Genomic DNA, 18359 nt, shown 5'->3' with positions numbered 1-18359 from the left:
AATTTTTGCGCTTTTAACATGAAATTAACTGATTAATATGGCGACCAACCAACAAGCACTTCTGACAACAAGGAAACGCAACATGAGCTCTCTGATCAACAAGGTTCTGTTCACCCGCGCCGGCTACGGTCTGACCATCCTGCGCATTGTCGTCGGTGTGATCTTCGCCGCACACGGCTCGCAGAAACTCTTCGGCCTGTTCGGTGGCTATGGCCTGGCGGGTACCGCGCAATACATGGAAAGCATTGGCCTGACTCCGGGTTACCTCATGGCCACTCTGGCGGGCGGTACCGAGTTCTTCGCCGGTCTGGCGCTGATCATCGGCCTGCTGGTTCGCCCGGCTGCATTGGGTCTGACCTTCCTGTCGCTGGTGGCCATCTTCACCGTGCACATCAGCAACGGTCTGTTCATGGCCAACAACGGTTACGAGTTTGCACTGGCCCTGCTTGGCGGCAGCCTCGCGGTGCTGATCGAAGGTGCCGGCAAGCTCTCGGTGGATCGCGCCATCGCCGGTTGAAGGCTCTGGCTCAAGCAAAAGGCCCGCATTGTGCGGGCCTTTTTTGTTGCGGCCGATTCTTGACACTGGCCGGTCACGTTCTCTAGGATGCCGCTCATGCGCCGATTTAAACAGCTACTTGCGGGGCGCCAGGTGACTATTCTTCAGTTGCCGTCAGAAGCCGGAACAGGGCTTCGAAATACCGCTAAAGCGCTGGTTCGGTGTTGCCTCTCACCTGCCATGCAGACTTTTGAGGCAGAGACACGACACGATGAATGCACTACGCCCTCCAGCACGTCCCGCGCCGATCACGGCACATATCACTCAGCGCAATCCGAAAATCCTGCTTGGCGGCAAACATCAGCCGACGCTGTTGCGTTATCTCGATGGCTGGCCACGTCGCAGCGGCGGTCCTGCCGCATTCCTGATCCAGTTTGTCGAAGACGGTGAGTCGCTGGCGCGTTTTGCCGATGACAGTTTCGATCTGGCCGTCATTCAGGCCCCGAGCCGTGAAGAGGCGCCGGAAATGATTCGCCAACTGACCCGCGTCGCACGCCAGGGCCTGATCACCCGGCGCTGAGCGTCAGGGATATTCGATCGCCACGATGTAGACGAACTGTTCGCCGGTGGGCGTCTGTACCCGCACTTCAGCATCCAGCGCCTTGCCGATCAGGGCGCGGGCCAGTGGCGAGTCGATGCTGATCAGGCCCAGTTTCAGATCCAGTTCGTCCGGGCCGACGATGCGATAGCGCGACTGTTTGCCTTCTTCATCTTCAATAGTCACCCAGGCGCCGAAGTAGACCTTGTTCGGATCACTCGGTTTTTCGCTGACCACTTTCAACGCTTCAAGGCGTTTGGTGAGAAAGCGCACGCGGCTGTCGATTTCGCGCAGCATTTTCTTGCCGTAGGTGTACTCGGCATTTTCCGAACGATCACCCTGAGCCGCTGCCTCGCTGACCGATTGCGTCACTTGCGGGCGGCGCACATGCCACAGCTCATGGAATTCGGCACGCATGCGCGCTTCACCTTCGGGGGTGATCAGCGCGGTGCCGGCGGTGCGGGGAGGGCGATAACGGCTCATGGCTACTTCTTTTGATTAGGACGGCTTGAGTCTATCAACCCTCGCGCAACACTGTCAGCGGACTGGCGTTCAGTGCGCGCCGCGTGCCGAAGACGCCGGCGCCACCGATCAGCGCTGCGCCGATCAATGGCAACAGCAGCAACCACGGATGGGGATGCCACGGCAGGTCGAAGGCGAAGCGATACAGCACCAGGCTCACCACTTCCGACCCGATCGCCGCGAGCAATCCACTGACCGCACCGAGCAAACCGAACTCGATTCGGCGCGCCTTGATCAGCAACTGCCGCTCGGCCCCCAGCGCACGCAACAGCGCCCCCTGGCGAATGCGCTCATCCAGCGTTGCCTGCAACCCGGAAAACAGCACCGCCATCCCCGCCGCCAACACAAACAACAACACATATTCCACCGCCAGGGTGACCTGGGCGAGGATGCTGCGCAGCTGTTCGAGCAAGGCTTCGACCTGCAGGATGGTCACCGCCGGGAATGTCCGCGACAGCTCGACAATCTGCTGATCGTGACCGGGCGCCAGATAGAAGCTGGTCAGGTAGGTCGCCGGCAGATCCTTCAGGGTGCCGGGCTGGAAGATCATGAAGAAGTTAGGCTGGAAGTTGTCCCAGTTGATCTCCCGCAGGCTGGTGACCTTCGCTTCGCGATTGACCCCGCCCACGCTGAACACCATGTGATCGCCCAGTTTGAGCTTCAGGCTTTCGGCCACCTTGCCTTCCACCGAAACGCCCGGAACGTCATCCGAGGGTTGGCCGGTCCACCACGAACCGGCGGTGATCTTGTTGCCCGCCGGCAGGTCGGCAGCCCAGGTCAGGCTCAGGTCGCGCTGGATGGCGCGGTCGCCGGCCGAATCCTTGCTGACAATCTGCTGCACCGCTTCGCCATTGATGCTGATCAGCCGCCCAGGCACCACCGGGTACAACGGTGCGGCCTGGGCCGAGACATTGATCAGGTGATCGGTAAAGGCCTGTTTGTCCGCCGGCAGGATGTTCAGGGCGAAATAGTTGGGTGCGTTTTTCGGCAGCTGGTTCTGCCAGGTGTCGAGCAGTTCGCCGCGTAGCAAGGCGATCAACGCCATGGACAGCAGGATCAGCCCGAAGGCCAGTGACTGGCCGGCGGCTGCCAGGGGATGGCGCAACAACTGACCCAGTCCCAGACGCCACGGCAGGGACGCGCGCGCGAGCAGGCGACGCAGGCTCTGCAGCAGTAACAGCAGCAAGCCGCCGAGCACCAGCGCGGCGACCACACCGCCGCCGAGCAGGGCGAACGTCAGCAGCAGGTCCAGACTCAGACGCCACATGATCAGCCCGAGCGCACCGAGTGCTGCGCCGTAAACCATCCAGGTACTCGATGGAATCGGCAGCATGTCCCGGCGCAATACCCGCAGCGGCGGCACCCGGCCCAGTGCGGCGAGCGGTGGCAGGGCGAAACCGGCCAGTGCCACCAGTCCGGTGCCGATCCCGGCCAGCGCCGGCAGCAAGCCACCTGGCGGTACGTCGTTCGGCAGCAGATCATGCAGCAGCGCGAACAAGCCCAATTGCGCGAGCCAGCCGAGCAGGGCGCCGCCGAGGCTGGCGAGCAGGCCGAGCACCGTCAACTGCAGACTGAACAGCACCAGGGTTTCCCGGCGCGACAGACCCAGGCAACGCAGCAGGGCGCTGGCATCGAAGCGGCGACTGGCGAAGCGGTTGGCCGACAACGCCACCGCCACCCCGGCCAGAAGCACGGCGACCAGACTGGCCATGTTCAGATAACGTTCGGCCTTGCCCAGTGCGCCACCAATCTGCCGATTGCCATCGCGGGCATCCTGAATCCGCTGATTGGCGGCGAGGCCCGGTTTGATCAGTTGGCGATAGGTTTCCAGCGCTTGCGGCTCACCGCGCCACAGTTCGCGGTAGCTCACCCGGCTGCCGGGTTGCACCACGCCGGTCGCGGCGAGGTCATCGAGGTTGATCAGCACTCGTGGCGTGAGGCTGTAAAAGTTGCCGGCACGATCCGGTTCGTAAGTCAGCACTCGCGTCAGTTTCAATGTCTTCATGCCGACATCAATGCTGTCGCCGATCTTCAGGTCCAGTGCCGTCAGCAGACGCGCTTCGACCCAGGCTTCACCGGGCTGCGGCTCGCCTCCGGCTTCCTCTGTCGCGTAAGGGGCGGGAGCGCTTTTCAGTTCGCCGCGCAACGGATAGGCGCGGTCGACCGCTTTGATGCTGGAGAGCTGAATGCCGTTGTCCGTGGCGATGACGCTGGAAAATTCCACCACCTGCGCATGATCCAGGCGCAGTTCGGTGCCGCTCCTGATTTGTTCCGGACGGGCCGGCGAGCTGCCTTCGAGCGACAGGTCGGCACCGAGAAACTCGGTGGCGCGCAGCATCATTGCGCCGTTGAGGCGGGCGCCGAAATAGCCGATGGCGGTACTCGCCGCGACCGCCACCACCAAGGCGAAAAACAGCACCCGCAGTTCACCGGCACGGGCATCGCGCAGCAGTTGACGCAGGGCGAGACTGAACAGACGCAACAGCGGCAGACGTGCCATCAAGGCTCCAGAGGGGCGACCAGCAGGCCGGCTTCAAGACGGATCAGGCGCCGGCAACGATGGGCCAGGCGTTCGTCGTGGGTCACCAGCACCAGGGTGGTGCCGCGTTCCTTGTTCAATTCGAACAGCAAGTCGCTGATGCGCTCGCCGGTGTGGCTGTCGAGGTTGCCGGTGGGTTCGTCGGCGAACAGCACATCCGGTTCGGCGGCGAAGGCCCGGGCAATCGCGACGCGCTGTTGTTCGCCACCGGAAAGCTGGCGTGGCGAGTGAGTCAGGCGCTGGCCGAGGCCGACCCGTTGCAGTAACTCAGTGGCGCGGCTTCGGGCGTCTTTGCGGCCGTCGAGTTCCAGCGGCAGCATGACGTTTTCCAGCGCGTTCAGACTGTCGAGCAACTGAAACGATTGAAAGACGAAACCCACGTGTTCGGCTCGAATGCGCGCGCGCTGGTCTTCGTCGAGCTGGCTCAGGGCTTGCCCGGCAAGGGTTACTTCGCCGCTGCTTGGCAGATCAAGGCCGGCGAGCAGGCCTAGCAGGGTGGACTTGCCGGAACCGGAGGCACCGACGATCGCCAGGCTGTCGCCCTTGTTCAGTTCCAGGCTGAGTTCGTGCAGGATGGTCAGTTCACCTTCCGCGCTGGGAACCACTTTGCTAAGGTTCTTCGCGGTGAGAATGCTTGCGCCCATGGAGAATCCGATGCGTGTGTGGTTTTTGAGTGCTGGCCTGGCCTTGATGTGCATGGCCCAGAACGCAGCGGCGGGTACAGTCCTGATCGTTGGCGATAGTATCAGCGCCGGTTTCGGGCTGGATACCCGGTTGGGGTGGGTGTCGTTGCTCGAACAGCGGCTCAAGACCGAAGGTTTTGACGATAAGGTGGTCAATGCGTCCATCAGTGGCGACACCAGCGCCGGAGGCCAGGCGCGGCTGCCGGCGCTGCTTGCAGAGCACAAGCCGGAACTGGTGATCCTCGAATTGGGCGGCAACGATGGCCTGCGTGGAATGCCGCCGACGCAATTGCAACAAAATCTTGCTTCGATGATCGACAGCTCCCGCCAGAGCGGTGCCAAGGTGCTGTTGCTCGGCATGCAATTGCCACCCAACTACGGCAAGCGCTACACCGATGCCTTTGCCGAGGTCTATGGCAAACTCGCCGAGGAGAAAAAAATCCCGTTGGTGCCGTTTTTCCTTGAAGGTGTGGGCGGGCATCCCGACCTGATGCAGGCCGACGGTCTGCACCCGGCGGCCGGGGCTCAGGGCAAGTTGCTGGAAAATGTCTGGCCGACGCTAAAACCGCTGCTATGAGGCTTTTCTAGCGGCAGGCTTTCGGCTAATGTGGCGCCCCCTTATTTGGAGCCCCCGATGCCGCGTCCTGCCTGGTCCCTGTTCGCCTACCAACTGATCGAGCCTGACGAACAGCTGGATCTGTTCGCCTGCCAGGAAGTGCGGGTGCATCTGGTGACCCGTCAGCTGGAGCTCGGCGGATCGGCGGATCGAACCCTGTGCGGCAGTCTGCTGCCGGCGCAACCGCGCTGGTCGAGCGTGGATCGCCGGGTGTTTCAGGATCAGCGCCTGTGCTCGCTGTGCCGGGCGATCCTCGAATCGCAGAAGCGTGGCACCTCGCCGATCTGGCCTGAGCTGCGTTTCGAGCTCTGAGCCCTTTTTTGCCGATATCGCGGTCCATCGGCGCATCTCCCCGAATTCCCTGGGCGCGGTGTACAATCGCGCTCTTATACCCTTGTCGATCTTGCGAAGGATTCTCCGGATGTTGCCGCGTTTTCCTGCCGTCACCCGCTGCCTGTCTCTTGCCGCCCTGTGTGTGGCCGGTCCCGTTGCCGCACTGGAGTTTCCCTTGCCACCACCCGGTGAGGACATCATCGGCCAGGTACAGGTGATCAAGGCCAAGTACGAAGACACCTTTGCCGATCTGGGCACCGCCAACGATCTGGGCTATTCGGAAATGGTCGCGGCCAACCCGGGCGTCGATGCCTGGTTGCCGGGTGCCGGTACCGAGGTGGTCTTGCCGACCCGCTTCATCCTGCCGCCGGGTCCGCGTGAAGGCATTGTGATCAACCTGGCCGAATACCGCCTCTACTACTACCCGAAAGGCCGGAACGTGGTGTACACCTTCCCGCTGGGGATTGGTCGTGAGGGCTGGGGTTCGCCGATCGCCCATACCACGATCACTGCCAAGACGCCGAATCCGACCTGGACTCCGCCAGCCTCCATCAAGGCTGAACACGCCGCCGATGGCGATCCATTGCCGAACGTGGTGCCGGCCGGTCCTGACAATCCGCTGGGCCCGTTCAAGTTCACCCTGGGTACGCCAGGCTACCTGATCCACGGTTCGAACAAGAAGTTCGGCATCGGCATGCGCACCAGCCACGGTTGCTTCCGCATGTTCAACAACAACGTGCTGGAAATGGCCAGCATGGTGCCAGTGGGGACGTCGGTGCGGATCATCAACGATGCGTACAAGTTCGGTCGCAGTGGCGGCAAGGTCTATCTGGAAGCGCACACACCGATTGACGACAAGGGCAACCCGTCGGTGGTCGACAAGCATACGTCCGTGATCAATGCGATGCTCAAGCGTGAAGACATCACCAACAATCTGCGTGTGAACTGGGATTTGGTGCGTGATGTGGTCGCGGCTGAGGATGGCCTGCCAACCGAAATCGGTGCACCGAATACGTCGCCGCCGATCGTTTCGAACACGCTGATCGATCTGCAGCAATAAGCTGAGAGACAGAACCCGCCGATGCTTGTGCAACGGCGGGTTTTTTGTTGCCCGAAGAAAGCCTCGGGCACAAAAAAGCCGACCCAAAAAATGGGTCGGCTTGATAACAATCCCGAAGGATTATTACTTGCGGCTAGCTTTGTCCAGCATGCGCAGAGCACGCTCGTTAGCTTCGTCAGCAGTCTGTTGTGCTTTTTGAGCAGCAGCCAGCGCTTCATCAGCTTTACGGTAAGCTTCGTCTGCACGAGCCTGGGCGCGAGCAGCTGCGTCTTCAGTAGCGGTCAGACGTGCTTCGGTTTCTTTCGATGCGCTGCTGCAACCGGTAGCCAGAACTGCGGCCAGAGCCAGAGCAGAGAATTTCAGAACGTTGTTCATCGTGTTCCCCTTCAAGGACTTTCAATTAAGTGGCTGTCTCCTCCGATTGAGGAAATAGCCGGCGTACATACTACCCATTACTTGTAGTAAGTAAACTGACGTGAGGCAAGAAGCAAAAAAAATTGTAGGCGTTGATTCTTTTTCGAGCAACTTTTAACTGCGCTGTATAAAAAATGTTCAGTTGTAAGCCGCGAGATGAGCGAGTTGATGAGAAAAAGTTCCCGTTGCCGTGCGTTGTTTTGCAGGCAGTGGTCAAAGTCTGTCTATATGGATTCGTCCACACTTTTGTTGCGAATTTGCGCAGCACCTCGCATATCTTTGTCCATGTTGAGGTGACTTTAAAACGGGGGGCTCGTCTTAAGTCTCAACATCCGGCGATGTTCAGCCTTTCGGCTCGGGAAGATCGTCTCCCGAACCGGCCCTGAGTCCACCGGAACTGCCTTGTCACTCTGCATGATGACGAGTGTACCTTGAGCATTTTTGCCAATGGTGCCTACTATTTGATACGTGCTCGGGTTGCGCGAGATCGGTGCAGTTCTTCTCGGTGTCCGTCAGGCACGGGGTGGCGTAGATGTTCCTTCGCCGGGAAAACATCGGTAAGGTAGGGGTCAGAATTCGAGACCCGCGAGGAGTAGTGATGAGCGAGGCGTTGTCCATCCACCATGACCAGGCTGGTCATCAGTTCGAGACCAATGTGGACGGTCATCGTGCCTACCTGACCTATATGGATCTGGGGAAACAGACCCTGGATATCTACCGCACCTTCGTGCCCAACGCCTTGCGTGGCCGAGGCATCGCGGCAGCCCTGACCGAACGGGCGCTGCAATACGCCGATGAAATGGGCTACACGGTCATTCCGTCGTGCTCCTACGTGGAGCGTTACATGGAGCGTCATCAGCGGCGCACCGCCAAGATCTGACTGACCTCACCGCACACACAAAAACGCCGGGCAATGCCCGGCGTTTTTTTATGCCTGCGAAACGGCTGTCAGCCGCGCTGACGTTTCGGCAGTACATCCTTGAGCTTGGCGTGCATGCTGCGCAAGGTGTTTTCGGTTGCGGACCAGTCGATGCAGGCATCGGTGATCGACACGCCGTATTGCAGGTCGGCGAGGTCTTTCGGGATCGCCTGGCAGCCCCAGTTCAGGTGACTTTCGACCATCAGGCCGATGATCGACTGGTTGCCTTCGAGGATCTGGTTGGCAACGTTCTCCATCACCAGCGGTTGCAGCGCCGGATCCTTGTTGGAATTGGCGTGGCTGCAGTCGACCATGATGTTCGGCTTGATCTTGGCCTTGTTCAGCGCCTGCTCGCACAGGGCGACGCTGACCGAATCATAGTTAGGCTTGCCGTTGCCGCCGCGCAGTACCACGTGACCGTAGGCGTTGCCCTTGGTGGTGACGATCGACACGCCACCTTCCTGGTTGATGCCCAGGAAACGGTGCGGGCTGGAAACCGACTGCAAGGCGTTGATCGCCACGGTCAGACCGCCGTCGGTGCCGTTCTTGAAGCCGACCGCCGAGGACAGGCCGGAAGCCATTTCACGGTGGGTCTGGGATTCGGTGGTCCGTGCGCCGATGGCCGACCAGCTGATCAGGTCCTGCAGATATTGCGGGGAAATCGGGTCGAGGGCTTCGGTCGCGGTCGGCAGGCCTTTCTCGGCCAGATCCAGCAGCAACTGGCGACCGATGTGCAGACCGTCCTGGATCTTGAACGAGTCATCCAGGTACGGGTCGTTGATCAGGCCTTTCCAGCCGACGGTGGTCCGTGGCTTTTCGAAATACACGCGCATGACCAGATACAGGGTGTCCGAGACTTCTGCCGCCAGCACCTTCAGGCGATCGGCATATTCGTGGGCAGCCTTGATGTCGTGGATCGAGCAGGGGCCGATCACCACGAACAGACGATGGTCAGTGCCATCGAGAATGTTGCGGATGACTTCGCGACCCTTGGTGACGGTGCGCAGGGCAGCGTCGCTCAGAGGAATATCACGCTTGAGCTGATCGGGAGTGATCAGGGTCTCGTTGGAGGCGACGTTTAGGTCGTTGATCGGTAAATCAGCCATCGTTTACTCGTCAGGTCACGGGTGCCGGCCGCCAGCGATCCCCGCGCGGCGGAGCACAGCAGATTTAAGCGCGTCGGGGAGCCGAACCTTATCGCGTTAGGCGCCTGCTAGACAATGGGCAAGTCACTGTTCAGTCCAGCACGGGTTGAGCAAAAGCCTTGCGAACGGTGTCGTGGGAGAATTCGTCGGCGTGCTGTTCGACCCATTGCAGGGCCAGGGCCTGAATATCCTGGAGGTCGTCGTGGGCGTCGTTGAGTCGGCAATAGCGTTCGATCTGACACACTTGCTCACCCATTCGCGCGCTGAACAGCGTCTGTTCGTCGGTGAAGGCGATGCCCACCAGATAGCCTTTCTTGCGTCGCAGGCACCAGGCCACGTAGCCCGGATAACAGATGTCGGCATTTAGAGTCGGCATGCGCACTTGCAGCGCAGTGCCATGGCGCCAGGCTCGGTGGTAATTGCAAGCGATGCCGCCGAGGCTGATAGTGTGCAGCCGTTGACGCGAAATACACTCCGGTGTGCGCAAGGTCAATTCAACGGGCACATCATCCGGATGAGGAATAAACCGTCCCATGAGCACAGACTCCCTGTGTCGGCCATTTGACATTGTTTCCCCCAGTATAGTGGTCGAATCGCAGCTGACCGATTTCGACGCCGATCAACGGCTGCTGGCGATGAGCGGTGTTTCGCTGGTGATCTTCACCAGCGTCGGCTGCGCCAGTTGCCGTTATGCCCGCGAAGTGTTGCCGGGTCTCGATCTGGCGGTCGATCGCGTGTGCTGGATCGATGCCGGTGACAACGGCGGACTGGTCGAGCGTTATCAGGTCTTTCATTTGCCGGCGCTGTTTGTGGTGCGCGACGGCGAGTTCTTCGGGGCGGTGCACACGCGCCTGAATGCCGATGAGCTGAACACAGCCGTGGCGCAGGCGCTGGGTCGAATTGCAGAGGAGTTGCCGTGATGGGGGCCGTCGTCAAGAGGCCGGTGGTAGGGATTATCGGCACCGGCGCAATCGGAGGGTTCTACGGCTTGATGCTGGCTCGGGCCGGATTCGATGTGCACTTTTTGCTGCGCAGCGAGTTTTCCGCGGTCGCCGAGCGCGGCTTGCGGGTGGACAGCACGGTTCACGGCACGTTGACGCTGAACCCGGTGCAGGCCTATTCATCGGCTGAAGACATGCCGCCCTGCGACTGGCTGCTGGTCGGCGCCAAAACCACCAGCAATGCCGGGTTGGCGCCGTCGATTGTTCAGGCGGCGAAACCCGACGCGAAAGTGCTGGTGCTGCAAAACGGCCTCGACGTCGAGGACAGCCTGCGGGCGTTGCTGCCCGATTCCCTGCACTTGCTGGGCGGTTTGTGCCTGATCTGCGTCCACCGCGAGGGGCCGGGGCAGATCACCCATCAGGCGCTGGGGGCGGTAAACGTCGGTTATCACAGCGGCCCGGCAGCGGAGGACGCGGCGCGCATGGCGATCGTCGAGGAGGGCGCCGGCCTGTTCCGCGCCGCCGGTCTCGACTCCCAGGCGATGCCGAACCTGCATCAGGCGCGCTGGCAGAAACTGGTGTGGAACATTCCCTACAACGGACTTTCGGTGTTGCTCGGCGCCGGCACCACGCCACTGATGGCTGACACTGACAGCCGCGCCTTGATTCAGGCATTGATGGCTGAAGTGGTGCAGGGCGCCAGGGCCTGCGGTCACGACATGCCGCCCGGCTACGCTGAATACCTGTTCATGATGACCGAGAAAATGCCCGACTATTGGCCGAGCATGTACCACGACTTCCTGCACAAGCGACCGCTGGAGCTGGAGGCGATCTACGCTCGTCCTTTGGCGGCGGCAAAAGCGGCAGGCTGCGAATTGCCGCGAATCGAATCGTTGTATCGCACATTGAGCTTTATCGACCGGCGTAACGTTTAAGCCGGTCGCACCGGGGGAAAGGCATGGCCAAGAATATCGATGACAAACTGGTGCTGGCGATTTCGTCCCGTGCCCTGTTCGACCTGAGTGAAAGCCACAAGGTCTATGAGTCGAGCGGCGTCGAAGCCTATCGGCAATATCAGATCGACCACGAAGACGAAATCCTCGCGCCGGGTGATGCCTTTCCGCTGGTGGAAAAACTGCTCAACCTCAACAGTCGCCTCGGCCGCGCCCGGGTCGAGGTGGTTCTGGTGTCGCGCAACAGTGCCGACACCGGCCTGCGCGTTTTCAACTCCATTGGTCACTACGGCCTGGCGATCTCCCGCGCGGCGTTCGTTGGCGGCCGTAGTCCTTATCCGTACCTGAAGGCTTTTGGTTGCGACCTGTTTCTCTCCACCCATGCCGAAGACGTACGCGCCGCGCTGGACGCCGGTTTTGCGGCGGCGACCATTCTGTCCGGCGGTGCCAGCCGTGCCGCCAGCGACGAATTGCGCATTGCCTTCGACGGTGATGCGGTGCTGTTTTCCGACGAGTCGGAGCGGGTCTATCAGTCCGGTGGTCTTGAAGCCTTCCAGGCCAAGGAGCGTGAATCCGCGCGTGAGCCGTTACGTGGTGGACCGTTCAAGGGCTTTCTCGCGGCGCTCAATCTGTTGCAGCGCGAGTTCACCGATGAGGAGTGCCCGATTCGCACCGCACTGGTCACCGCACGTTCGGCTCCGGCGCACGAGCGGGTGATCCGCACCTTGCGCGAATGGGACATCCGTCTGGACGAGTCGCTGTTCCTCGGCGGCCTGACCAAATCGGCGTTCCTCGAAGCCTTCGCCGCCGACGTTTTTTTCGACGATCAGGCCGGCCACTGCGAGCTGGCCCGGGAAGTCGTGGCGACGGGTCATGTGCCCCACGGCATCAGCAACGAACCGGCGGTCTAAAGCCCTCGTGGTTCAAGACGTTGCGTCGCACGTCGTACTCTCCAAGGCACTGCTAAGCTGAATCAAATCTCCGCCATGTTGGCACGCGAGGGGGTCATATGATTCGTTCGATGCTGTATGCCACTGACCTCGGTCTGTACGCACCGTTAGTGATGCAGCATGCCCTGGCGATGGCGCGAACGTTCAATGCCGATCTGTACGTGGTGCACGCGGTGGAACCCATGGGACTGTTTGCCGAATCGGTGTTGCAGAGTTATCTCGATGAAGAGGCGTTGAACGAATTTCACAGTCAGGGTCTGAAAACCGTCATTGCCAATATCGAGCAGCGGGTGCTCGACAGTTTTCGCGAAGAGCTGGGGGACGAGGGCGAGCAGGATCTGCTGCGGATACGCGCAGTGCGGGTGCTGCAGGGCGATCCGTCACAGGTGATTCTCGATCAGGTGCAGAAACTCTCTGTCGATTTGCTGATCGTAGGAAGTCACAGCCATGGGGTCGGGGCCGAAACACCGCTGGGGCGAACGGCAGCCCGACTGCTGCAATTGTCCAAGGTACCGGTTTATCTGGTGCCGCTGGTGGAGCGTCGGCGTCGGGAGGATCGCTGAAGCGGGAATAATGGCACTTTGATAAAAAAGTTCTAGATTTATTCTTCAAACCATTAATATAGTTATATACCGTCGCTGATGCCCGTGGCGTCTACCTGCTTTGAGGGATTCATATGAAGCTTCAACAATTGCGCTACATCTGGGAAGTGGCGCACCACGACCTCAACGTTTCCGCTACAGCCCAAAGCCTCTACACCTCGCAACCGGGCATCAGTAAACAAATCCGTCTGCTGGAAGACGAACTGGGTGTCGAAGTGTTCGCCCGCAGCGGCAAGCACCTGACCCGCGTCACCCCGGCCGGCGAGCGCATCATCACCACTGCCGGTGAAATTCTGCGCAAGGTCGAAAGCATCAAGCAGATCGCCCAGGAATTCTCCAACGAGAAAAAGGGCACCCTGTCGATCGCCACCACCCACACCCAGGCGCGTTACGCACTGCCGCCGGTGATCAGCAATTTCATCAAACAATACCCGGACGTGGCGCTGCACATGCACCAGGGCTCGCCGATGCAGATCGCCGAAATGGCCGCTGACGGCACCGTGGATTTCGCCATCGCCACCGAAGCGCTGGAGCTGTTCGGCGATCTGGTGATGATGCCGTGCTACCGCTGGAACCGCTGCGTGGTCGTGCCTCAGGGGCACCCGCTGACCAAGCTGCCGAAGCTGACCCTCGAAGCGCTGGCCGAATACCCGATCGTGACTTACGTGTTCGGTTTCACCGGCCGTTCGAAACTCGACGAAGCCTTCAGCCATCGCGGCCTGACGCCGAAAGTGGTGTTCACCGCTGCCGACGCCGACGTGATCAAAACCTACGTGCGTCTGGGCCTGGGCGTCGGCATCGTGGCGAAAATGGCGGTCGACACCAAACTGGATAACGATCTGGTGGTGCTCGATGCCAGCGAACTGTTCGAGTCCAGCGTGACCAAGATCGGTTTCCGTCGCGGCACTTTCCTGCGTGGCTTCATGTGCGACTTCATCGAGAAGTTCGCGCCGCACCTGACCCGCGAAGTCATGGCCAAGGCCATTCAGTGCCACAACAAGCAGGAACTGGAAGAGCTTTTCGATGGTGTCGAACTGCCCGTCCACTAAGTCCCCGTCTACAGCACCTCGGTGACAGCAAACTGTTGCCGGGTGCCTGCCACCAGAATCTCCACCTCGTCACCCTCGAACTTGCCCAGCAGGCTTTTGCCCAGCGGCGAGCGCGGGGTGATGACGGTAATCGGCTGACCCACCACATCGACTTTCAGGCCCGCCGCGTCCGGCGCCAGAAACAGCCATTGCTCGCGACCCTTTTCGTCTTCAAGACCAAGCAGGGCGCCGATTTCAATCCCTCGCTGATCGTCATACGCGCGCAGCGTCAGGTTCTGGCACAGCGCCAGCGACTGACGGATTTCCTCGACCCGTTTCGCCTGGCCCGCCGCCAGATATGACGCCTCGAGCCCCAGGGTGTCGTACTTGTTTTCGGCGATGTTCTCTTCGTGGGTCGCGGTTTCGTACGCGGTTTGCGCCGCGCGTTCGGCGATGTCGAGGTCGACGCGCAGCTTGTCGAGAATCAGTTGGTGAACGATCTGTTTATTCATGATCAATCGCAGAATTGCAGGACGTTGGCGCGGCTCTTTTCGCTGGGGGCCGTCTGATCCTGTTGCAGCCAGAACTGGCATTTGGGGTTCGACAGATTACGTGTGCTGCCACGGGCCTGGTCCAGGCGTGCCTGCTGTTCGTTCTTGCGCAGGTTTTCTTCATACTGCTCGAACAGGCGGTTCTGTGGCTCAGGTTGTGGCTGGGGCTGGGCGGCTACCGGAGGCTTGCTCAGTTGTTGCACCGCCTCCGCCACCGGCTGCAACTGCCGGCTGAAGAGTAGCGAGGCGAGCCAGCAGGTCAGCGCAATGGCCAGGAAACCCAGCCACAGACCCAGAGCAATGCTGCCGGTCAATTGCAGCGCGCTAAGCTGAACAGGCAACGGGCGACGCGGGTTGGGACGGTAGGGCATGGCTGCCTCCTGGCGGATGAATGCGGGCGAGTGGCGATTGTCGCACGAAGATTAATTGCCGTCGGCTCTTCTGCATGGAGACATTTATGCGGACAATCGGCGCTTTTGCCAACGGGAGCCTTGAATGCCGCCACTGAACACCCGCTGGGACATTTTTTGTACGGTCGTCGACAACTACGGCGACATCGGCGTGACCTGGCGTCTGGCCCGGCAACTGGTCAGCGAGCAGGCCATGACGGTGCGACTGTGGGTCGATGATCTGCGTGCTTTCGAACGCATTTGCCCAGAAATCGACATCGGCCTCGATCGGCAATGGCAGCAGGGCGTCGAAGTCCGGTACTGGCCGGCTGAATGGCAGGAATCAGAAGCGGCCGACGTGGTGATCGCTGCGTTCGCCTGCCAGTTGCCGAGCCTTTATATGGACGTCATGGCCGCACGGGAAAAGCCGCCGTTGTGGATGAACCTCGATTATCTCAGCGCTGAAGACTGGGTGATTGGCTGCCACGGTCTGCCGTCGGTGAAGTACAAGTCGGTGCAGAAGTACTTTTTCTTTCCGGGGTTTCAGCCGGGTACCGGCGGCTTGTTGCGTGAGAGCGGTTTACTGGACCGGCGTCAGCAGTTTCAGCGGGATCCCGAGGCGCAGCGACAATTCCTGCAGGGTCTGGGGATCGATCCTGCGCCCGATGCGCAGCTGATTTCGCTGTTTGCCTACGAGAATGCCGGGCTCGCCAGTTGGCTGGATGTGCTTGCGGCTGACTCTACGGCGACCCATCTGCTGGTGCCGGAAGGGCGGATTCTCGGCGATGTCGCCCGCTGGCTCGGGTTAGAGTCGTTGGCCGTCGGGGCAACGCATGTTCGTCAGTCGCTGACCGTGCAGGTGCTGCCGTTCGTCCGTCAGGATCAATACGATCAATTGCTCTGGTGCTGCGATTTCAACGCGGTGCGCGGCGAGGACTCGTTCGTTCGGGCGCAGTGGGCGGGGCGGCCGATGCTGTGGCACATCTATCAGCAGGATGAAGACATCCATCTCGACAAGCTCGACGCCTTCCTTGCGCTCTACACAAAACGCCTTTCGCCGGCTGCCGTCGAGGCGATGAACGGTCTCTGGCGGGCCTGGAGTGCCGGGCAGCCTATCGGCGACCACTGGCTTGAGGCCCGTAAATACTGGCCAGAACTGCAGGAAAATGCCGAAGCATGGTGTCTGGAACAGGCCTTGCAGGCCGATCTTGCGACGGCGCTGGTACAGTTTTACCGAAATTGGATATGATACGCGGCCTAGATTTTTGTAAATCCCATCCAAATTCGGATATTCGCAATGAAAACTGGTAAAGAACTCAAACCCGGTACCGTGATCCGTATCGACAACGATCCTTGGCTGGTTCAGAAAGCTGAATTCACCAAATCGGGCCGTAACAGCGCGATCATGAAGACCAAGCTGAAGAACCTGCTGACCGGTTACAAGACCGAAACCGTTTACGGTGCGGACGACAAGCTGGACGACGTGATCCTCGACCGCAAAGAAGCGACCCTGTCCTTCATCAGCGGCGACACCTACACGTTCATGGACACCACCGACTACACCATGTACGAGCTGAACGCTGAAGACATCGAAAGCGTTCTGCCTTTCGTTGAAGAAGGCATGACCGACGTTTGCGAAGCCGTGTTCTTCGAAGAACGTCTGGTTTCCGTAGAGCTGCCGACCACCATCGTGCGTCAGGTTGACTACACCGAAGGTTCCGCTCGCGGTGATACTTCCGGCAAGGTGATGAAGCCTGCCAAACTGAAGAACGGTACCGAGCTGTCGGTGGCTGACTTCATCGAAATCGGCGACATGATCGAGATCGATACCCGCGAAGGCGGTTCCTACAAAGGCCGTGCCAAATAAGCACTGCTTTTTGCGGAAAGAAAAAGCCCGACCATTGAGTCGGGCTTTTTTACGCCTGCTGAAAATTACTGCTTCAGGTGCTGCTTCAGTTCTTCCGAGGCCTGCAGCATCGCCGAGCGCACCGCCGGTACCTGGCTGACCACGTTGAGCAGACCGTAGTCGTGGATCATGCCGTTGAAGCGCACCGAGGTCACCGGCACGCCGGCTTCGTCGAGCTTGCGGGCGTAGGCTTCACCTTCGTCACGCAGCACGTCGGCCCCCGCTGTCTGGACCAATGCAGGCGGCAGACCTTTCAATTGCGCGGTCGTGGCCCGCAGCGGCGAGGCGTAGATCTCGTTCCGCTGGTTGGCGTCGGTGGTGTAGTTGTCCCAGAACCACTTCATCATGTTGCGGGTGAGGAAGTGCCCCTCGGCATACTGGTTATACGAACCGGTGTCGAAATTGGCATCGGTTACCGGCCACAGCAACACCTGGAATTTGATCGCCGGGGTGCCTTTGTCTTTTGCCATCAGGGCGACGACTGCCGCCATGTTGCCGCCCACGCTGTTGCCCGCCACTGCCAGACGCTTGCCGTCGACGTTGATCTCCTTGCCGTGTTCGGCCACCCATTTGGTTGCCGCATAAGCCTGGTTGATTGCGACCGGATAATGCGCTTCCGGCGAAGGGGTGTAATTGACGAACACCGCCGCCGCCCCCGAGCCGACCACCAGATCCCGCACCAGACGTTCGTGGGTCGGGAAATCCCCCAGTACCCAGCCGCCACCGTGGAAGAACATGAACACCGGCAGCTCGCCCTTGACCCCGGCCGGTCGGACGATGGTCAGGCTCAACGGTTGACCATCGACCTGGATGGTCTTCTCGCTGACGTCCGCTTTAGGCAGCGTCAGTTTGACCCCGGACTGCGCGCCCGTCAGTACGGCGCGGGCGTCTTTGGGCGTCATCTGCTCCATCGGTTTGCCGGTGCCGGCGTTCAGCACATCAAGGAATGCCTGGGTGTTGTGCTCAACCTCCCCGGCGAATGCGCTGTGGATGGACAGGGCGAGAAGGGTACCGGTCAAGGCTTTGCTGAAAGTGTTCATGTTCATTTCCTGTACGGGCCTGGTTGTCAGTGATTACACGGTGACGTGCAGACGCACATCGACGTTGCCACGGGTGGCGTTGGAGTACGGGCAGACCTGGTGGGCAGCGTCGACCAGGCTTTGTGCGTCAGCCTGTTCCAGGCCCGGCAGACTGATGTGCAGGTCGATGTCCAGACCGAAACCGCCAGGAATCTGGCCGATGCCGACGTGAGCGGTGATCGACGCCTCGTCCGGGATTTTGCGTTTGGTCTGGCTGGCCACGAATTTCAGGGCGCCGATGAAGCAGGCCGAGTAGCCGGCGGCGAACAGTTGCTCAGGATTGGTGGCCGCGCCGCCGGCACCGCCAAGTTCTTTCGGGGTGGCCAGTTTGACGTCGAGGATGTTGTCGCTGGAGATCGCACGACCGTCACGGCCGCCAGTGGAGGTTGCGATTGCGGTGTAGAGAGTTTGCATGGTGTGAGCCTCATTAAGTGTGGTTTATTGCGCTAATTATTTGCGCGCTAACTAGGTGCGAAGTGAATGTACTGCGCTAATATTTAGCGCGCAAGATAAATTTTTGAAAAAAGTTCGGGCAAGCCCTCGGATCAGGCTGAGTCGTGATCTCAAGCTTTTGATATGTAAGTTTTTTTTTGAATGTAAATCGAGAGAAAAATTTTTCGGGGATAAGCCAGGAA

Annotated in this window: 23 protein-coding genes; 13 read left to right on the top strand and 10 right to left on the bottom strand. The window is 60.2% G+C overall.

Annotation, left to right across the window (positions count from 1 at the left end; translation table 11 throughout):
* Positions 1–82: 82 nt before the first annotated feature.
* Both ACKJSM_RS07965 and ACKJSM_RS07960 read left to right on the top strand, forming a co-directional pair.
* Positions 83–517 (top strand): DoxX family protein, encoded by a 435-nt coding sequence (locus tag ACKJSM_RS07965; protein WP_236178048.1) that lies wholly within the window; start codon positions 83–85, stop codon positions 515–517.
* Between the two features lie 250 nt (positions 518–767).
* Positions 768–1076, top strand: coding sequence for a hypothetical protein (locus ACKJSM_RS07960; RefSeq protein ID WP_011335317.1), 309 nt, complete (start codon positions 768–770; stop codon positions 1074–1076).
* Positions 1077–1079: 3 nt separating this feature from the next.
* On the opposite strand, the gene greB is transcribed toward ACKJSM_RS07960, so the two are convergent.
* The 3 genes from greB to ACKJSM_RS07945 are packed head-to-tail and all read right to left on the bottom strand — an operon-like array spanning position 1080 to position 4799.
* Positions 1080–1577, bottom strand: coding sequence for a transcription elongation factor GreB (greB, locus tag ACKJSM_RS07955; protein ID WP_236178049.1), 498 nt, complete (start codon positions 1575–1577; stop codon positions 1080–1082).
* A 34-nt stretch (positions 1578–1611) separates the two neighbouring features.
* Entirely contained in the window at positions 1612–4116 is a 2505-nt protein-coding gene (locus ACKJSM_RS07950) for an ABC transporter permease (protein ID WP_410237170.1), read from the bottom strand.
* Complete coding sequence (locus tag ACKJSM_RS07945; RefSeq protein WP_236178051.1) at positions 4116–4799, bottom strand: ABC transporter ATP-binding protein; 684 nt, start codon at positions 4797–4799, stop codon at positions 4116–4118. Before ACKJSM_RS07945 ends, ACKJSM_RS07950 begins: the two co-directional genes overlap by 1 nt.
* 10 nt (positions 4800–4809) lie before the next feature.
* On the opposite strand from ACKJSM_RS07945, the gene ACKJSM_RS07940 reads away from it, so the two are divergent.
* The 3 genes from ACKJSM_RS07940 (at position 4810) to ACKJSM_RS07930 (ending at position 6847) form a co-directional block, all read left to right on the top strand.
* Positions 4810–5415 (top strand): arylesterase, encoded by a 606-nt coding sequence (locus ACKJSM_RS07940; protein WP_192561918.1) that lies wholly within the window; start codon positions 4810–4812, stop codon positions 5413–5415.
* Between the two features lie 57 nt (positions 5416–5472).
* Entirely contained in the window at positions 5473–5766 is a 294-nt protein-coding gene (locus tag ACKJSM_RS07935; protein ID WP_003226812.1) for a hypothetical protein, read from the top strand.
* Positions 5767–5875: 109 nt separating this feature from the next.
* On the top strand, positions 5876–6847 hold the full coding sequence (locus tag ACKJSM_RS07930; protein WP_236178052.1) for a L,D-transpeptidase family protein: 972 nt from the start codon (positions 5876–5878) through the stop codon (positions 6845–6847).
* Between the two features lie 123 nt (positions 6848–6970).
* Here ACKJSM_RS07930 and oprI read toward each other — a convergent pair whose 3' ends face one another.
* The gene (gene oprI / locus ACKJSM_RS07925; RefSeq protein WP_025113130.1) at positions 6971–7222 is read right to left on the bottom strand and encodes an outer membrane lipoprotei OprI; all 252 of its coding nucleotides are present in this window, start codon (positions 7220–7222) and stop codon (positions 6971–6973) included.
* A 637-nt stretch (positions 7223–7859) separates the two neighbouring features.
* Here oprI and ACKJSM_RS07920 point away from each other — a divergent pair.
* On the top strand, positions 7860–8141 hold the full coding sequence (locus tag ACKJSM_RS07920; RefSeq protein WP_007955658.1) for a GNAT family N-acetyltransferase: 282 nt from the start codon (positions 7860–7862) through the stop codon (positions 8139–8141).
* Positions 8142–8209: 68 nt separating this feature from the next.
* Here ACKJSM_RS07920 and ACKJSM_RS07915 read toward each other — a convergent pair whose 3' ends face one another.
* Together ACKJSM_RS07915 and ACKJSM_RS07910 are read right to left on the bottom strand one after the other, a co-directional pair.
* A complete protein-coding gene (locus tag ACKJSM_RS07915; protein WP_011335309.1) occupies positions 8210–9286 on the bottom strand; it encodes a 3-deoxy-7-phosphoheptulonate synthase in 1077 nt (358 codons plus the stop codon).
* Positions 9287–9416: 130 nt separating this feature from the next.
* Positions 9417–9860, bottom strand: a complete 444-nt coding sequence (locus tag ACKJSM_RS07910) for a PilZ domain-containing protein (protein WP_410237169.1) — start codon at positions 9858–9860, stop codon at positions 9417–9419.
* On the opposite strand from ACKJSM_RS07910, the gene ACKJSM_RS07905 reads away from it, so the two are divergent.
* The 5 genes from ACKJSM_RS07905 (at position 9859) to cysB (ending at position 13820) form a co-directional block, all read left to right on the top strand.
* Positions 9859–10245: a thioredoxin family protein gene (locus ACKJSM_RS07905; RefSeq protein WP_410237168.1), complete on the top strand. Its 387-nt coding sequence runs from the start codon at positions 9859–9861 to the stop codon at positions 10243–10245. The two genes, ACKJSM_RS07910 and ACKJSM_RS07905, sit on opposite strands and share 2 nt — an antisense overlap.
* The gene (locus tag ACKJSM_RS07900; protein WP_410237167.1) at positions 10245–11201 is read left to right on the top strand and encodes a putative 2-dehydropantoate 2-reductase; all 957 of its coding nucleotides are present in this window, start codon (positions 10245–10247) and stop codon (positions 11199–11201) included. Before ACKJSM_RS07905 ends, ACKJSM_RS07900 begins: the two co-directional genes overlap by 1 nt.
* A 23-nt stretch (positions 11202–11224) precedes the next feature.
* A complete protein-coding gene (locus ACKJSM_RS07895; RefSeq protein ID WP_236178056.1) occupies positions 11225–12130 on the top strand; it encodes a 5'-nucleotidase in 906 nt (301 codons plus the stop codon).
* Positions 12131–12228: 98 nt separating this feature from the next.
* Complete coding sequence (locus tag ACKJSM_RS07890; RefSeq protein ID WP_236178057.1) at positions 12229–12732, top strand: universal stress protein; 504 nt, start codon at positions 12229–12231, stop codon at positions 12730–12732.
* Between the two features lie 113 nt (positions 12733–12845).
* On the top strand, positions 12846–13820 hold the full coding sequence (gene cysB, locus ACKJSM_RS07885) for an HTH-type transcriptional regulator CysB (protein WP_003183769.1): 975 nt from the start codon (positions 12846–12848) through the stop codon (positions 13818–13820).
* A gap of 8 nt (positions 13821–13828) precedes the next feature.
* Here cysB and ACKJSM_RS07880 read toward each other — a convergent pair whose 3' ends face one another.
* Both ACKJSM_RS07880 and ACKJSM_RS07875 read right to left on the bottom strand, forming a co-directional pair.
* Positions 13829–14311 (bottom strand): GreA/GreB family elongation factor, encoded by a 483-nt coding sequence (locus ACKJSM_RS07880; RefSeq protein WP_085744974.1) that lies wholly within the window; start codon positions 14309–14311, stop codon positions 13829–13831.
* A gap of 2 nt (positions 14312–14313) precedes the next feature.
* Positions 14314–14721 (bottom strand): hypothetical protein, encoded by a 408-nt coding sequence (locus tag ACKJSM_RS07875; RefSeq protein ID WP_236178059.1) that lies wholly within the window; start codon positions 14719–14721, stop codon positions 14314–14316.
* A 124-nt stretch (positions 14722–14845) separates the two neighbouring features.
* On the opposite strand from ACKJSM_RS07875, the gene earP reads away from it, so the two are divergent.
* Together earP and ACKJSM_RS07865 are read left to right on the top strand one after the other, a co-directional pair.
* A complete protein-coding gene (gene earP / locus ACKJSM_RS07870; protein ID WP_410237166.1) occupies positions 14846–15988 on the top strand; it encodes an elongation factor P maturation arginine rhamnosyltransferase EarP in 1143 nt (380 codons plus the stop codon).
* A gap of 48 nt (positions 15989–16036) precedes the next feature.
* Positions 16037–16606, top strand: coding sequence for an elongation factor P (locus tag ACKJSM_RS07865; RefSeq protein WP_003226785.1), 570 nt, complete (start codon positions 16037–16039; stop codon positions 16604–16606).
* Positions 16607–16671: 65 nt separating this feature from the next.
* On the opposite strand, the gene ACKJSM_RS07860 is transcribed toward ACKJSM_RS07865, so the two are convergent.
* Together ACKJSM_RS07860 and ACKJSM_RS07855 are read right to left on the bottom strand one after the other, a co-directional pair.
* Entirely contained in the window at positions 16672–17685 is a 1014-nt protein-coding gene (locus tag ACKJSM_RS07860; RefSeq protein ID WP_236178061.1) for an alpha/beta hydrolase, read from the bottom strand.
* Positions 17686–17718: 33 nt separating this feature from the next.
* Positions 17719–18138, bottom strand: coding sequence for an organic hydroperoxide resistance protein (locus tag ACKJSM_RS07855; protein WP_201815721.1), 420 nt, complete (start codon positions 18136–18138; stop codon positions 17719–17721).
* Between the last annotated feature and the right edge of the window lie 221 nt (positions 18139–18359).

This window comes from Pseudomonas sp. PHC1 (genome assembly GCF_046487845.1).
GTDB classification, from domain to species: Bacteria; Pseudomonadota; Gammaproteobacteria; order Pseudomonadales; family Pseudomonadaceae; genus Aquipseudomonas; species Aquipseudomonas sputi.
The sequence above is the reverse complement of the archived record's forward strand: the minus strand, read 5'-3'. Positions and strand labels throughout refer to the sequence as shown.

Coding starts and splice junctions, on each gene's coding strand:
- ACKJSM_RS07965 (WP_236178048.1), top strand. CDS start 83: ATGAGCTCTCTGATCAACAAGGTTCTGTTCACCCGCGCCGGCTACGGT.
- ACKJSM_RS07960 (WP_011335317.1), top strand. CDS start 768: ATGAATGCACTACGCCCTCCAGCACGTCCCGCGCCGATCACGGCACAT.
- greB (WP_236178049.1), bottom strand. CDS start 1,577: ATGAGCCGTTATCGCCCTCCCCGCACCGCCGGCACCGCGCTGATCACC.
- ACKJSM_RS07950 (WP_410237170.1), bottom strand. CDS start 4,116: ATGGCACGTCTGCCGCTGTTGCGTCTGTTCAGTCTCGCCCTGCGTCAA.
- ACKJSM_RS07945 (WP_236178051.1), bottom strand. CDS start 4,799: ATGGGCGCAAGCATTCTCACCGCGAAGAACCTTAGCAAAGTGGTTCCC.
- ACKJSM_RS07940 (WP_192561918.1), top strand. CDS start 4,810: ATGCGTGTGTGGTTTTTGAGTGCTGGCCTGGCCTTGATGTGCATGGCC.
- ACKJSM_RS07935 (WP_003226812.1), top strand. CDS start 5,473: ATGCCGCGTCCTGCCTGGTCCCTGTTCGCCTACCAACTGATCGAGCCT.
- ACKJSM_RS07930 (WP_236178052.1), top strand. CDS start 5,876: ATGTTGCCGCGTTTTCCTGCCGTCACCCGCTGCCTGTCTCTTGCCGCC.
- oprI (WP_025113130.1), bottom strand. CDS start 7,222: ATGAACAACGTTCTGAAATTCTCTGCTCTGGCTCTGGCCGCAGTTCTG.
- ACKJSM_RS07920 (WP_007955658.1), top strand. CDS start 7,860: ATGAGCGAGGCGTTGTCCATCCACCATGACCAGGCTGGTCATCAGTTC.
- ACKJSM_RS07915 (WP_011335309.1), bottom strand. CDS start 9,286: ATGGCTGATTTACCGATCAACGACCTAAACGTCGCCTCCAACGAGACC.
- ACKJSM_RS07905 (WP_410237168.1), top strand. CDS start 9,859: ATGAGCACAGACTCCCTGTGTCGGCCATTTGACATTGTTTCCCCCAGT.
- ACKJSM_RS07910 (WP_410237169.1), bottom strand. CDS start 9,860: ATGGGACGGTTTATTCCTCATCCGGATGATGTGCCCGTTGAATTGACC.
- ACKJSM_RS07900 (WP_410237167.1), top strand. CDS start 10,245: ATGGGGGCCGTCGTCAAGAGGCCGGTGGTAGGGATTATCGGCACCGGC.
- ACKJSM_RS07895 (WP_236178056.1), top strand. CDS start 11,225: ATGGCCAAGAATATCGATGACAAACTGGTGCTGGCGATTTCGTCCCGT.
- ACKJSM_RS07890 (WP_236178057.1), top strand. CDS start 12,229: ATGATTCGTTCGATGCTGTATGCCACTGACCTCGGTCTGTACGCACCG.
- cysB (WP_003183769.1), top strand. CDS start 12,846: ATGAAGCTTCAACAATTGCGCTACATCTGGGAAGTGGCGCACCACGAC.
- ACKJSM_RS07880 (WP_085744974.1), bottom strand. CDS start 14,311: ATGAATAAACAGATCGTTCACCAACTGATTCTCGACAAGCTGCGCGTC.
- ACKJSM_RS07875 (WP_236178059.1), bottom strand. CDS start 14,721: ATGCCCTACCGTCCCAACCCGCGTCGCCCGTTGCCTGTTCAGCTTAGC.
- earP (WP_410237166.1), top strand. CDS start 14,846: ATGCCGCCACTGAACACCCGCTGGGACATTTTTTGTACGGTCGTCGAC.
- ACKJSM_RS07865 (WP_003226785.1), top strand. CDS start 16,037: ATGAAAACTGGTAAAGAACTCAAACCCGGTACCGTGATCCGTATCGAC.
- ACKJSM_RS07860 (WP_236178061.1), bottom strand. CDS start 17,685: ATGAACACTTTCAGCAAAGCCTTGACCGGTACCCTTCTCGCCCTGTCC.
- ACKJSM_RS07855 (WP_201815721.1), bottom strand. CDS start 18,138: ATGCAAACTCTCTACACCGCAATCGCAACCTCCACTGGCGGCCGTGAC.